Source organism: Streptomyces pseudovenezuelae, assembly GCF_001513955.1.
In the GTDB taxonomy this organism is placed as follows: Bacteria; Actinomycetota; Actinomycetes; order Streptomycetales; family Streptomycetaceae; genus Streptomyces; species Streptomyces pseudovenezuelae.
Map to the genome: position 1 here is coordinate 411,047 of NZ_KQ948146.1, position 13,189 is coordinate 424,235.

General features: G+C 72.0%; 12 protein-coding genes. 4 read left to right on the forward strand and 8 right to left on the reverse strand.

The genetic code is table 11. The annotated features are described in order from the left end of the window. Positions 1-70 precede the first annotated feature (70 nt). Positions 71-1,723 (reverse strand): amidohydrolase, encoded by a 1,653-nt coding sequence (locus tag AQI94_RS13960; protein WP_031058599.1) that lies wholly within the window; start codon positions 1,721-1,723, stop codon positions 71-73. A 21-nt stretch (positions 1,724-1,744) separates the two neighbouring features. Beyond that, complete coding sequence (locus AQI94_RS13965; protein ID WP_031058597.1) at positions 1,745-3,259, reverse strand: APC family permease; 1,515 nt, start codon at positions 3,257-3,259, stop codon at positions 1,745-1,747. Positions 3,260-3,409: 150 nt separating this feature from the next. Between AQI94_RS13965 and AQI94_RS13970 the strand changes: the two genes are divergently transcribed. Together AQI94_RS13970 and AQI94_RS44590 are read left to right on the forward strand one after the other, a co-directional pair. Next, entirely contained in the window at positions 3,410-4,132 is a 723-nt protein-coding gene (locus AQI94_RS13970; protein ID WP_031058592.1) for a TetR/AcrR family transcriptional regulator, read from the forward strand. A 319-nt stretch (positions 4,133-4,451) separates the two neighbouring features. Beyond that, complete coding sequence (locus AQI94_RS44590) at positions 4,452-5,324, forward strand: SCO2400 family protein (RefSeq protein WP_031058590.1); 873 nt, start codon at positions 4,452-4,454, stop codon at positions 5,322-5,324. A 20-nt stretch (positions 5,325-5,344) separates the two neighbouring features. Here AQI94_RS44590 and AQI94_RS13980 read toward each other — a convergent pair whose 3' ends face one another. The 4 genes from AQI94_RS13980 to pgm form a co-directional block, all read right to left on the reverse strand. Further along, positions 5,345-6,466 carry an SGNH/GDSL hydrolase family protein gene (locus AQI94_RS13980; protein ID WP_199814397.1) on the reverse strand — a complete coding sequence of 374 codons (1,122 nt, stop codon included), beginning with the start codon at positions 6,464-6,466 and terminating at the stop codon, positions 5,345-5,347. Positions 6,467-6,690: 224 nt separating this feature from the next. Continuing rightward, the gene (locus tag AQI94_RS13985) at positions 6,691-7,131 is read right to left on the reverse strand and encodes a VOC family protein (RefSeq protein ID WP_031058586.1); all 441 of its coding nucleotides are present in this window, start codon (positions 7,129-7,131) and stop codon (positions 6,691-6,693) included. 28 nt (positions 7,132-7,159) lie between these two features. Then, positions 7,160-8,059, reverse strand: a complete 900-nt coding sequence (locus AQI94_RS13990) for an amidohydrolase family protein (protein ID WP_031058583.1) — start codon at positions 8,057-8,059, stop codon at positions 7,160-7,162. A 196-nt stretch (positions 8,060-8,255) separates the two neighbouring features. Further along, complete coding sequence (gene pgm, locus AQI94_RS13995; protein ID WP_031058580.1) at positions 8,256-9,896, reverse strand: phosphoglucomutase (alpha-D-glucose-1,6-bisphosphate-dependent); 1,641 nt, start codon at positions 9,894-9,896, stop codon at positions 8,256-8,258. A 418-nt stretch (positions 9,897-10,314) separates the two neighbouring features. Here pgm and AQI94_RS14000 point away from each other — a divergent pair, with 418 nt between their 5' ends. Further along, complete coding sequence (locus AQI94_RS14000; protein WP_225890188.1) at positions 10,315-10,581, forward strand: hypothetical protein; 267 nt, start codon at positions 10,315-10,317, stop codon at positions 10,579-10,581. Between the two features lie 78 nt (positions 10,582-10,659). Here the strand turns inward: AQI94_RS14000 and AQI94_RS14005 are convergent, their stop codons facing one another. Beyond that, a complete protein-coding gene (locus AQI94_RS14005) occupies positions 10,660-11,160 on the reverse strand; it encodes an ATP-binding protein (protein WP_031058574.1) in 501 nt (166 codons plus the stop codon). Positions 11,161-11,324: 164 nt separating this feature from the next. Here AQI94_RS14005 and AQI94_RS14010 point away from each other — a divergent pair, with 164 nt between their 5' ends. Then, complete coding sequence (locus tag AQI94_RS14010; protein WP_031058571.1) at positions 11,325-11,699, forward strand: STAS domain-containing protein; 375 nt, start codon at positions 11,325-11,327, stop codon at positions 11,697-11,699. A 159-nt stretch (positions 11,700-11,858) separates the two neighbouring features. Here the strand turns inward: AQI94_RS14010 and AQI94_RS14015 are convergent, their stop codons facing one another. Then, positions 11,859-13,037 carry a PP2C family protein-serine/threonine phosphatase gene (locus tag AQI94_RS14015; protein WP_031058568.1) on the reverse strand — a complete coding sequence of 393 codons (1,179 nt, stop codon included), beginning with the start codon at positions 13,035-13,037 and terminating at the stop codon, positions 11,859-11,861. Positions 13,038-13,189 lie beyond the last annotated feature (152 nt).

Below are 13,189 nucleotides of genomic sequence, written 5' to 3' on the forward strand. Positions count from 1 at the left end.
CAGACCAGCTACTCCTGTGCCCCGTCGGCCGACATCCGAATCAGCCGCCCCGCGCGGCCGACCGGCGGGCTCAGGCGTCGTCGGCCGCGTGGACCCGCTGTCCTTCGACGAAGGTCTCAAGGACGCGCGTGGCGGCGATCTCCTCGGGCGGGCCCGCGAACGGGTCGCGGTCGAGGACGACGAGGTCGGCCGACTTGCCCACGGTGATGCTGCCGGTGATGTCGTCGAGGTGGTTCACATGGGCGCTGCCCGCCGTGTAGGCGGCGAGGGCGGTGCCCAGGTCGAGGCGCTGTCCCGGGAGGAACTCCGGGGTGCCCTCCGGGGCGCCGGGGGCGATCCGGTTGACGGCGACGTGGAGGGCCTGGAAGGGGTCGGGGCTGCTGACCGGCCAGTCGCTGCCGGCGGCCAGGGTGACTCCGGCCCGCAGCAGGTCGCCGAAGGGGTACTGGCGTGCCCCGCGTTCGTCGCCGAGGAAGGGCAGGGTCAGTTCGTCCATCTGGGGCTCGTGGGCGGCCCACAGCATCTGGAGGTTGGCGCTCGCGCCCAGGGCGCGGAACCGGGGGACGTCGTGCGGGTGCACGACCTGGAGGTGTGCCAGGTGGTGCCGGGTGTCGCGTACGCCGTTGGCCGTGCGGGCGGACTCCACGGCGTCCAGCGCCTCGCGCACCGCGCGGTCGCCGAGCGCGTGGAAGTGCACCTGGAAGCCGGACGCGTCCAGCTCCGTAACGTACTTCCTGAGGTCGCCCGGCTCGACGAAGCTGATGCCGCTGTTGTCCGAGGAGCAGCCGCAGCCGGTCAGATAGGGGTCGAGCATCGCGGCGGTGTGGTTCTCCGCGATGCCGTCCTGCATGACCTTCACGGTGCCCGCCCGGAACCGGCCCCGGTTCAACTCCTCGCGGCGGGCCACGAGTTCGGGGATCTGCTCGGCGCCCCGCTCGCGGTCCCACCACAGGGCGCCGACGACCCGGGCGGTGAGCAGGCCCCGGTCGAGGGCCGCGAGGTAGGAGGGCGCCGGGTCGGTCATGTTGGCGTAGGCGCCGACGATGGCGTCCTGCCAGGCGGTGACGCCGTACGAGTGCAGCACGGCCTGCGCCCGGATCAGGGCCGTGAGCTGCTCCTCCGGGGTGGGGTCCGGTACGAGCCTTCCCACCAGGTGGACGGCTCCTTCCTGGAGCATGCCGGTCGGGTTGCCGTCGGCGTCGCGTTCGATCCTGCCGTCGGCGGGGTCCGGGGTACGGACGTCGATGCCCGCGCGTTCCAGGGCCCGGGTGTTGACCCAGGCGCCGTGGTGGTCGCGGTTGGGCAGGAAGACGGGCCGGTCGGGGACGACCGCGTCGAGGGCCGCGGCGGTGGGGGCCCCGCCGGGGAACGCCTCCAGGGACCAGCCGCCGCCGGTGATCCACTCGGCGTCAGGGTGCTGGTCGGCGTAGGACCTGATCCTGCGCAGGTACTCGGCGGGGTCGACGGTGTCGGCGAGGTGGCACAGGCCGAGTTCGAGGCCCGCGCCCTGCGGGTGGACGTGGGCGTCCTGGAAGCCGGGGAGCAGCAACTTCCCTGCCAGGTCGACGACTTCGGTGCGCGGGCCGATCAGCTCGCGCACCTCGTCGTGGCCGACGGCGGCGATCCGCCCGTCGCGCACGGCCACTGACGTGGCGCGGCTGCGGGCGGGATCGACGGTGTGCACGGGACCGCCGGTGAGGACGAGGTCCGCGGTGTGTGACATGGGGGTGAACTCCAGAGGGGGTCAGACCGCCGTGCGGTCCATCGGGAGGGTCAGGGACTCGGCGTCGGTGCCGTGCCCGGTGGTGAAGTACGGCGAGTGCCGCACGTACTTGGCCACGGCGGCCATGCCCAGGCCGGCGAGGACGATCGCGGCGGGCAGCGAGAACATGAACCAGCCGTTGTCCGGGCTGAGTTCGAAGTGGTCGCTCATGGTCAGGTAGGAGTATCCGAGGTACCCGCCGAGGCCGAGCAGGATCAGGCCGGAGACGGCGGGCACCCCGATGGCGAGCAGGGCCTCGCGTGGTCCCTCGTGGCGCGCGGAGCGGAAACGCACGGCGCAGGCGAGCGCGGTGAGGCCGTAGTAGAGGGCGACGATCAGGCCGATGGCGTTGACGGCGGCCAGCAGCATGTCGCTCAGCTTGGGGATCGCGACGGCGAGCACCGCGATCACTGCGGCGACGGCCATCACGACGACCGTGCCGGCGGCGGGGGTGCCCCAGCGCGGGTGGACGCGGGTCCACACCGGTCCCATCGTGCGGTCGCGGCTCATCGCGAACAGGCCGCGTGCCGTGGGGATCAGGGTGGCCTGCACGGAGGCGACCGCGGAGAACATCAGCGCGACCAGGGGGAGGGTGGCCCAGGGTTCGGCCGCCAGCTTCTCGCCGAGGTACGGCAGGGCCTGGGGGCCGTTCCTGACGAGTTCGGCCAGGCTCATCTCCCGCTGGAAGGCGACCGAGGCGAAGAGGAACAGACCGAGCATCGCGAAGAGGGCGATGAGACCGCCGCGGGCCGCGTCACCCGGGGTCTTCGTCTCCTCGTTGACGCTGAAGGCCGCGTCCCAGCCCCAGAAGAAGAAGACCGCGAGGACCATGCCCTGGGCGAAGGCGGTGCCGCTGGAGATCTCGAAGGGGTTGAACCACGACAGCGACACGGCGTGGTCGCCCGTGATCAGGGCCCAGCCGCAGAAGGCCAGCAGGACCGTGTACTCGAAGACCAGGAGGGCGAACTGGAAGCGGGTGGCGGACCGCACCCCGGTGACGGCCAGGGCGGTGAGGGCGGTGAGGATGACCAGTCCGACGCCGGTGGTGACGCCGGTGGACGTCGGGTCGAGGGCGATCCCGGCGACGCTGTGCAGCCCGGACTTGTTGGCGAAGGCCAGGACGACCGAGCCCATGATCGCGCTGGTGTAGGCGCAGAAGATGACCGAGCCGACCAGGGTGACCCAGCCGGTCAGGAATCCGGGCCAGGGGCCGAGCGACCTGCCGACCCAGACGTAGCCGTTGCCGCAGTTCGGCTCGGAGCGGTTCAGGCGGGCGTAGGCGGTGGCGATGCCCAGCACCGGCAGGAAGGCCAGGAGGAGCAGGGCCGGGGCCTGGAGGCCCACGATGGTCGCGATCGTGCCCATGCCGATGGCGATGCTGGTGGTGGCCGCCGTACTGGACGCGGCGATGGCCACACCGTCGACGACGCCGAGGGAACGGCGCAGATCCGGACCGGGTGCGCTCGGTGCGGAGGAGAGGGGCGGTCTGGACGACATGGAGGGCTCCTCGGGGACGGAGGACGAGGAAGAGGAGGTGAGCCGCGCGGTGAGGAGATGGAACAGCCGACGTCCACATTGGGTCAACCCTGTTGACGTAAGGCGGCCGGGGGCCGTTCACTGAGGGCTCCCGGCGAGAGGAATCCGGTCATGTCCAGCCGTGTCCCCGAGGAACGCCGACGCCGGCGGCCCACCCGCACCGGCGTGCTGCTGTCCGAGGACCTGATCGTCGGTACCGCCCTGCGGCTGATCGGCGAGCACGGTTCCGAGGCGCTGAGCGTGCGCCGGCTCGGCGCTGCGCTGGGCTGCGACCCGACCGCCCTCTACCGCTACTTCCACGACACCGACGACCTGGTGCTCGCCATCGCGGACCGGATCATCGGCGACGCGATGGCCGGGTTCACGCCCGGGGACGACTGGGTGGCCGCACTGCGCGAGATGGCCCTGCGGGTCCGTGCCGGCTACCTCGCGCATCCGCGCGCGGCCGCCCTGGCCGCGCACCGGGTGACCCGGCGCAGGAGCGAGATCCAGGCGGTGGACACGGGGATCGGCCTGCTGCTGTCCGCGGGCTTCGGGCCGGCCGACGCCGCCCGCCTGTACCTGGCCTTCATCGACACCGTGCTCAGCCACGCCGCCACGGACGCGGCGTTCCAGGCACTGCCCCGGCAGCAGCGCGAGGCCGACCACCGGGCGTGGCGGGAGGTCTACCAGGACCTGGACCCGGTGGCGTACCCGGCGCTCACCGCGGTGCGCCGCGAGCTGCCGGGGATGGCGGAGAGCTCGTTCGAGGAGGCGGTGGAGCTGCTGCTGGAGGCGCTGGCGGCACGGGCACCGGCGCAGCGGGTGTCCACCGGGGGCTCGTCACCCGACTGAGGTCTTCCGTACGTGCCGTGCGTGCCGTACGTCCTGGACCGTCGCCCCGGTCACGGCCAACTCCTGCCGACAAGGCCCGCGTTGGGCTGCGCCCGCGCCCATCGGGGCGCTGACCAGGACCGCATGGCGGACAACTGGCGCGAATACGGCGTAGGCCCCTCGCGCCCACCGCACCCCTGTGACATCTGCGCAGGAGCATCACACAGGCTGCACACTGCCTTTCGAAAGCCTCGCTACCTTGGCCTCGGCTCGATCCTCCGTGCGAACGAGACCGGCCACGGCCATCGGGCCGCTGGTGCAGTCGACTCAGGAAGACCAGATGGACTACTGCTCCTCGTGCCGTCGGCATCTCAACGGCGCCCTGGCGTGTCCCGGATGCGGCGCCTACGCCCCGGACATCGCTCCCCCCGCCCACCTCTACGCGACGACGGGCACGGCGTCAGCGGCGTGGGACGAAGCACCCAAGTGGCATGACGCGGGCCTCCACGAGGAGCCGGCGACCGACCCCGCCGTCCCGTCCGAGGACGTGTCGGACGCCCCGGTGGTGGCCGAGGGCCGGGCGGCACGGCGACGCCAGCGGGCCCGCTGGAAGAAGAACCAGCGCAAGGCCGTGGTCGCGACCGCGGTCGCCCTCGTCGGTGGCGGCCTGACCGTCTCCGCGATGAACCAGCAGTCCGCCACCCGGACCCAGGCCTCCACCTCGCCGGACAACCGGGCCATGGGTGTGGCGGAGCTGCCCACCTCGGACGACGGCCTTCCGGCCGGGACGCCCGCCAAGGCGCAGCAGGCGTCCACGACGACTCCCTCCACGAGGGCCGGCTCGCACCGGCGGACGGTCGACTCGGCGTCCACGACGACCCGCTCGTCGGTCCACACGGACTCCGCCGCCTCCCCCACGCCCACGGCGACGACGGCCTCGCGGTCGCAGTCCCGGGGGACGCTCTCGACCTCGGCCGCGGCGGGCACGGACACGGGCACGACCGGTACGACCACCACCACGTCGGGCTCGAACGGTACGACGACGGGTCAGACCTCGTCCTCGTCCACCGCCGCGGACAGCACGACGACCACGAACACGGAAAGCAACACGAGCTCGAGCAGCGGCAGTTCGCAGACCTCGCAGACGACGACGTCGTCATCCGCGAGCGATCCGTCGGGCCTGTGCGTGCTCAATCTGCTCTGCATCAACTGAACACGGGACGCGCGGGCCCGCTACCAGCACAACGGCAGCGTGCCGAGGTACTCGTCCAGCAGACCGGAGATGACGCGGTGGTCCCGCGCCGAGGGATGCCAGTCGCAGCCCAGGTGGTCCAGGGTGGGGTCGTCGTAGTACCAGTGGCCGACCCGCTCGTCGCCCCGCGCGTTGCGGGTCCGGGCGATCTTCTCGACGGTCTCCGCGAAGGGGCTGGAGCCCAGGTCGGTGGCGCTGACGACGAGGTACGGCCGGGGGCCGTAGCGGGCGCGCAGCTTGTCGAGGAAGCCGTGGTAGGCGGACTCGTAGGCGGCGACCAGTTCGGCCTGCGTGCCCCAGCGCTCGCCCGGGTTCAGGGGGGTTGAGAAGTCGTTGAGCCCCAGCCCGATGACGACGGCCTGCGGCCGCCAGTCGGCCGGCCTGCGCCAGACGTCGCCCTCCACGCCCAGCAGCGCGCGGTCGTAGTAGGTGCGGAAGTCGGTGCCGGGGCTGCTGCCGTTGTAGTTGCGGACCATGCCACGGCCGGAGAACGCGTTGATCTGGTAGTCGGCACCGAGGCGGCGGGCGGTGAGGGCGCCGAAGGAGAGGTCGGAGTCGGTGTTCCGGTCGACTCCCCCGTTGCCCGAACAGTCACGGGTGCCGGAGACGTTGCCGTAGCCCGCGGTGTAGGAGTCCCCGATGAACTCGATCTGGCGGCGCCGGGCCGCGGGCCTGGCGAGGATCGCGCCGCCCTCGGCGGCGACGAAGCCGCCGAACCTGCCCTCGCCGCCGGGGCTTTCGGTGCGCTTGACGAGCCGCACGCGGTGCTCGGTGTCGGTGAGTCCCGTGACCCACGCCGTGGTCCGGCCCGGCGTCACGAGGGTGGCCGTGGTGCTGCCGTCCACCTGGACGTCGTAGTCGTTGAGGGAGTCGTCGAGGAGGACGCCGACGCCGGTGCCGCGGAACCGGGCCTCGAAGTAGATGCCGGGCCAGCTGTAGCGCACGAACCCGTCGGCGGCGGCTTTGACCCGGCCCGCCGTGTGGAAGCGGGTCGAGGCGGCGCCGGCCGCGCGGGAGGGGGCGGCGACGGCGGCGACCAGACCGGCGGCGGTGGCGCTCACCAGGGTTCTGCGGGATAAGCGGCGGCTCGAAGCGGGCTGCATCTGGCCATCCTTCGGTGGTGGGGACGGTCGGGGCGGCACACGCGATCGCCCCCTCCCGGAAGGATCTTCACGCGGTCGGCGAGGGCGGGACGCGGCAGGTCGGGCATGAGTGCGGATCTTCGGGGTAGCAGACTCGATGCTTACCCGGAGGAAGGGCCGTCACACCTGGGGAGGTCGCGACGGCCCTTCCTCCATCCCTCGGCCCCACGCGGGCTCCGGTGGGGTCAGCCGAGTTGCTCGGCCAGTCCGACGACGATGCCCTCGGGGCCACGGACGTAGCAGAGCCGGTAGATGTTCTCGTACTGCACGATCTCGCCCACGAGTTCGGCGCCGTGGGCGCGCAGGCGGGCGACGACGCCGTCGATGTCGTCGACGGCGAACATGATGCGCCGTATGCCCAGCGTGTTCGTCGGCGCGTCCTGCGGCGCCCCGCCGACCGCCTTCGGCGTGTGGAACTTCGCCAGCTCGACGCGGCCGTGGCCGTCCGGGGTGCGCAGCATGGCGACGTCCTGCCGGACGTCGTCGAGGGCGATGATCCGCTCCACCCACCGTCCCTCGACCGGCGACCGGCCCTCCAGTTCCATGCCGAGTTCGACGAAGAACGCGACGACGGCGTCGAGGTCGTCGACGACGATGAGGACGTTGTCCATCCGCTGGATCGTCATACGGGATCTCCTTGGGTCCGTGACGGTGTCACACGCCGAACAGACGCTGCGCGTTGTCGTGGCACACGGCCCGCAGCCACTCCGGTCCGAGGTCCAGGCGTTCCAGTGCGTGGAGCTGGTGCAGGTAGGGGTAGGGGATGCTGGGGAAGTCGGAGCCGAGCAGGACGCGGTCGCCGAGTGCGGCGAGCCGGGGCAGGGCCCGGCGCGGGAACGGCATGAAGTCCTCGGTGAAGTCGGTGAACGCCATCGTCGTGTCCAGCCGCACCTCGTCGTACCGCTCGGCGAGGTCGAGGAACTCCTCGTACTCGGGCATGCCCATGTGCGCGACGATCAGCCGCAGCTTCGGGTTGCGCGCCAGCACCCGCGCGATGGGCTCGGGCCCGGTGTGCTTGCCGGGCGCGGGCCCGGAGCCGCAGTGGATCACCACGGGGACGCCCGCCTCGGCCAGCAGTCCCCAGGCCCCCCGCAGGAGGTCGTCGGCCGGGTCGTAACCGCCCACCTGGACGTGTGCCTTGAAGACCCGCGCCCCCGCTTCGACGGCCTCGCGGACGTAGCTCTCGACGTCGGGCTCGGGATGGAAAGTGGCGGTGTGCAGACAGTCGGGGGTGCGGCGGGCGAAGTCGACCGCCCACTCGTTGAGCCACCGTGCCATACCGGGCTTGTGCGGGTAGAGCATCGCGGTGAAGGCCTTGACCCCGAACCCCCGCAGCAGGGCCGTTCTCTCCGCCTCCGCCTTCCGGTAGGTGATCGGCCATCCCAGCCCGCCGATCAGCGGCCCGTTGGTGTCGAAGTACTCCCAGACCTTGTGCAGGACCCGCTCGGGCATGAAGTGGGTGTGCACGTCGATCAGGCCCTGCAGACCCAGCCGGCCCCAGAAACGGCGGACCTCGCCGGCCTCGTCGTGCGTCGCCTCGTCGCGATCGTTCATGCCGCCCACGATCGTCCCCGGTGGGGGACGCGGCGACCCGTTCCGCGAGGGGCGCGGTGAGGAATCCGTCACACCGGACCGCGTGCGGCGGGGCCCGGAAGGACTCCGGCCCGTTGCCGTGACGGGTCACGGCAACGGGCCGGGCGGGCAGACGTCGGGAAGAGGTACGGCGAGGACGTGGCCGATCCGCGCCGGGTCAGGCGTTCAGCGCCGCCAGCACCACGGACCTGGCCTCCTCCTGGACCCGGCTCAGGTGGTCCGGGCCGAGGAACGACTCCCCGTAGATCTTGTAGACGTCCTCGGTGCCCGAGGGCCGGGCCGCGAACCAGGCGCTGGCGGTGGACACCTTGATGCCGCCGAGGGCGGCGCCGTTGCCGGGTGCCTCGGTGAGGACCTGTGTGACCGGCTCGCCGGCGAGGGTGTCGGCGGTGACCTGGCGCGGGGACAGCTTGGCGAGCAGGGCCTTCTCCTCGCGGGAGGCCGGGGCGTCGACGCGTGCGTAGGCGGGGGCGCCGAAGCGGTCGGTGAGCGCCGCGTAGTGCTGCGAGGGGCTCTTGCCGGTGACCGCCGTGATCTCGGAGGCGAGCAGGGCCAGGATGATGCCGTCCTTGTCGGTGGTCCACACCGAGCCGTCGCGGCGCAGGAAGGACGCGCCGGCCGACTCCTCGCCGCCGAAGCCGATCGTGCCGTCGGACAGGCCGTCCACGAACCACTTGAAGCCGACGGGGACCTCGACCAGCGTCCGCCCGAGGTCCGCCGCGACCCGGTCGATCATGCTGGAGGACACCAGGGTCTTGCCGATGCCGGCCCCCTGGGGCCACTGCTCCCGGTGCGAGTACAGGTACGAGATCGCCACGGCCAGGTAGTGGTTGGGGTTCATCAGACCCGCGTCCGGCGTGACGATGCCGTGCCGGTCGGCGTCGGCGTCGTTGCCGGTGGCGATGTCGAAGCGGTCGCGCCGCTCGATGAGCGAGGCCATGGCGTACGGCGAGGAGCAGTCCATGCGGATCTTGCCGTCCCAGTCGAGCGTCATGAAACGCCAGGTGGGATCGGTGAGCGGATTGACCACCGTCAGGTCGAGCCGGTGCTGTTCGGCGATGCGGCCCCAGTAGGCGACCGAGGCGCCGCCCAGCGGGTCGGCGCCGATGCGCACGCCCGCGGACCGGATGGCCTCCAGGTCCAGCACGTTCGGCAGATCGGCCACGTAGGCGCCGAGGAAGTCGTGGCGGCCGGTGCCGGGGGCGGCCAGGGCACGGGCGTAGGGGATGCGCCGTACGTCCTTCAGGCCGCCGGTGATGATCTCGTTGGCGCGGTCCTGGATCCAGGAGGTCGCCTCGGAACCGGCGGGTCCGCCGTTCGGCGGGTTGTACTTGAAGCCGCCGTCGGCGGGCGGGTTGTGCGAGGGGGTGACGACGACCCCGTCGGCGAGCGCCGAGGTCCTGTGCCGGTTGTGGGTGAGGATGGCGTGCGAGACGGCGGGGGTGGGCGTGTAGCCGTCGGCCTGGTCGATGAGGACGGTCACGTCGTTGGCGGCGAACACCTCCAGGGCCGTGATCCGCGCGGGCTCGGACAGCGCGTGGGTGTCGGCGCCGAGGAAGAGGGGGCCGTCGGTGCCCTGGGCGGCGCGGTACTCGCAGATGGCCTGGCTGGTGGCGGCGATGTGGTCCTCGTTGAAGGCCGCCTTGAGGGACGAACCGCGGTGTCCCGAGGTGCCGAAGGCCACCCGCTGTCCCGGTTCGGCCGGGTCGGGGTGCAGCGTGTAGTACGCCGTGACCAGACGGGCCACATCGATGAGGTCTTCGGGCCCTGCGACCTGCCCCGCTCGCGCGTTCTGCATTTCCCGGCTCCTCCGCAAGGGTCGACCGTTGGGTACGGCCCTCATTCTCCCCTGTCGGGGCGGCGAGGACGCGCGTGGGGGCGCGGTTGCGTTCTCACGGGTGCCCGGAAAGGGGGACCCGGTCCGCGAACCCGCCGAGGAGGCGGGCGATGCGGGTTCAATGGCCGTCATGATGCGTAGAGGCACGTCATCCACGGCCGCCGTCGCCACTGTCGCCGCTTGCCTGTTCGCGGTTCTCACGGCGTGTTCCTCCGAGTCCCCGGACGGATCCGCCGCCGGGGACAAGGGCCGGTCGAGCGGGTCCGCGCCGGCGTCCGATCCCACACCCACGCGGTCGTCCACGCCCTCTCCCTCACCCTCGCCGACCGGGCCGTGCGCCGACGGGACCTGCGAGATCGAGGTCGCCGTGGGAGACATCGTGACCGTGCCGACGGCGTACGGCCTCGGACCGATCAAGGTGACGGCGATCGCCGGCGGCAGGGTCGACATGGCCGCCGGACTGACCGGGTCGGGCTACAGCGTCTCGGGCTGCTCCGGTGGCGGCGGAGTGTCGTCGGAGGGCGGCGGCGGTGTCGGACTGAGCTGCGAGGAGGGCCCCGCCGCGACCGTCAACGACGCCATGAGCCTGAAGGTGGTCGACGTCCGCGGCTCGGTCGCGGTCCTGCGCATCGCACCCGCCGGATGACGTACGGCCCGGGGCGTGACCGCCTCCTTCACCGGCGCCGGGGGCCCTCGTGCCGCCCGGTGCGGGGTGTCGATCCGGTCAGGCGTGCCGTGGCCCCCGCCAGGCCTGCTGGTGCGGCTGGGGACCGCAGGCTCCGGTCAGGGCGATGCGCGCGGTGATGCGCTTGCCGACGGCCAGCGGCCGGATGTCGAGGTCCTGGGTGACGGCCCGGACGATCTCCAGACCGTGCCCGCCGACCCGGTCGGGGTCGGCGGGCAGCACCGACGGCAGGGTGGGGTTGCTGTCCCCGACGACGATCTCCACCCGGGAGCCGGTGCTGCGCAGTTCCATGACGACGGGTCCGGGGGCGTACTTGAGGGCGTTGGTGACCAGCTCGGTGACGACCAGCTGGGTCGTCCCCACGGTGGACGCGGAGACGTCCCGGCCGTGCTCGTCATGGAGCCCGGCGAGGAAGTCGGCCGCGTGGTGCCGGGCCCGGGCGATGCATCCGTCGTCGCCGGCCAAGGCGAAGCCGACCTGTGTCAGGGGGCCGGAGCCCTCGGTACAGTCCCCGTCCTCGGCTCGTGAACCATTCGGCATCGGCCTTTTCCTTCCCGTCTCCGCGCGCGAGTGCCCACCGGGTCGCATCGGCATGCCCGTCCGGGCGATGTTCGGCACGGCAGCCGGGTGCGAAGGGCCGGGCCGGTGCGGCACAATCGTCCGCGAACGCTGCCCCCCGGCAGCCTGGGCCCAGGTGAGGAACGGTGACCGACATATCACCAACAGACCGACCAGAGCGGCTGTTCATCGCGCACACGACTGCCGACGGCATCCGCGTGGTGACCCTGCGTGGAGACATCGACCACGATGTCAAGGACGCGCTGACCACGGCGCTGCTCCCGCCGGACGGCGCTGACGACGGTCGCGCGCCCCGGGTGGTGGCGGACCTCAGCGGCGTGACCTTCCTGGACTCCACCGGCATCAACGTCTTCGTCCACGTCCACCAGCAGGTCAGCGCGGCCCAGGGATGGCTGCGCCTGGCCGGGGCCCGGGAGTCGGTGACACGGGTCGTCGAGCTCGTCGGCCTGGACACCGTCATCGCCTGCCACCCCACGGTCGAGCAGGCCCTGAACCCCTGACGTCCGAGTCGGTGTGCCGGGCACCCCGGCGGGACACGAGGACCTCGGTCAGCGGTGGTTCTTCGCCGACCGGAGTCGGCGAAGAACCACCGGGAGGCTGTGTGCCCAACCTCTCCCCAACCGAGTCGCCCCCATCTCCCCGCTCACACTTGTCCCCGCTCACACTTGTTCGACCGGTCCGCTTCGATCGCCGTGCCAGTCCAGGACCAGCACCGTGGCGTCGTCCCGAAGACTGCCGTGACAGGCGTCGAGCACCGCGGCGGTCAGGGCCCTGACCGCGTCTCGCGGATGCAGCGCACCGGTGGCGTGAATCACCGAGGCCAGGTCGGCTGTCGCGGCACCGCGTTCCAGCATGCCGTCGGTGAGCAGGATCAGGCGGTCGCCGGGACGCAGTTGCAGGTGCTGGAGCCGGTACGACGAGGGTGCCACCACACCGAACGGCAGGTTGACGTCGAGCTTGACCTCCTCGACGGCGCCGTCCCGCAGCCGCAGCGGCCAGGGGTGACCGGCGTTGACCAGTTCGCACAGTCCCGTCGCCAGGTCGACGCACAGCAACTGCCCGGTGGCCAGCCCGCGGCTGTGGCTCAGCAGGGCCCGGTGGGCGTGGTCGGCCTGCTTGAGGGCGTCGCAGCCGCTGCGGCGCGCCTGCCGCAGCGCACCGACCAGCAGCGTGGCCAGCAGAGCGGAGTTCGTGTCGTGCCCCATCGCGTCCGTGATGGACACGTGCAGGGTGTCGCGGCCGAGGGTGTAGTCGTAGGTGTCACCCCCGATGTCGTCGGCCGGCACCAGCCCGGCGGCCAGGGTGAACTGGGCCGCCTCGCAGCAGGGCGCCGAGGGGAGCAATTGGTGCTGGATCTCCGCGGCCAGGCTGATCTCAGTGGTGCGCCGGCCCAGGTGGTAGAGGTCGGTGAAACGCCCGTCCGTGACGATGATGTAGGCCAGCGCGTGCGCCGCTTCGCTGACCTGCTCCAGCACGGTGTCGTCGGCGCTCTGCAGGGTCACCTCCAGGACGCCCAGGCAGTCGCCGCGGTTGCTGACCGGCGTGATGACGCGCCGTCCGCCCTGACCGTCCGGTTCGACGTGCTGGCGCTGGCTCTGCAGCACGCTGTCGTAGACGCTGCCCTTCAGCTCTATCGGCTCGGCACCGTCCGTGACGTCGGCGCCGGCCGCGGTGAGGCGTACCAGCCGCTGACCGATGAGGTCGACGAAGAGGAACGACACCCGTTCCGCACCGAACCGCTTCTGCAGGTCGCGTGCCACCACGTCGACGGACTCACCGGGCGGGGCCGCTTCCGCGGCGGCCAACAACTCGCCCAGTTCCAGATCTGCACCCTCCACAACAACCTCCCATCGGCTGACGCACCTTATTCCCCGCATCTCCGCGCGCTCACCTCATGCGGCCGTCCTGCCTGGTCACAGGCCCCCGGCCCCTCGCCCACGGCCCCGAATGCGGGCGGAACCTGTTGATCCACTTCCGGAGCGGGTACACG

Coding starts and splice junctions, on each gene's coding strand:
- AQI94_RS13970 (WP_031058592.1), top strand. CDS start 3,410: ATGTCCAGCCGTGTCCCCGAGGAACGCCGACGCCGGCGGCCCACCCGC.
- pgm (WP_031058580.1), bottom strand. CDS start 9,896: ATGCAGAACGCGCGAGCGGGGCAGGTCGCAGGGCCCGAAGACCTCATC.
- AQI94_RS13960 (WP_031058599.1), bottom strand. CDS start 1,723: ATGTCACACACCGCGGACCTCGTCCTCACCGGCGGTCCCGTGCACACC.
- AQI94_RS13980 (WP_199814397.1), bottom strand. CDS start 6,466: ATGCAGCCCGCTTCGAGCCGCCGCTTATCCCGCAGAACCCTGGTGAGC.
- AQI94_RS44590 (WP_031058590.1), top strand. CDS start 4,452: ATGGACTACTGCTCCTCGTGCCGTCGGCATCTCAACGGCGCCCTGGCG.
- AQI94_RS13990 (WP_031058583.1), bottom strand. CDS start 8,059: ATGAACGATCGCGACGAGGCGACGCACGACGAGGCCGGCGAGGTCCGC.
- AQI94_RS14005 (WP_031058574.1), bottom strand. CDS start 11,160: ATGCCGAATGGTTCACGAGCCGAGGACGGGGACTGTACCGAGGGCTCC.
- AQI94_RS13985 (WP_031058586.1), bottom strand. CDS start 7,131: ATGACGATCCAGCGGATGGACAACGTCCTCATCGTCGTCGACGACCTC.
- AQI94_RS13965 (WP_031058597.1), bottom strand. CDS start 3,259: ATGTCGTCCAGACCGCCCCTCTCCTCCGCACCGAGCGCACCCGGTCCG.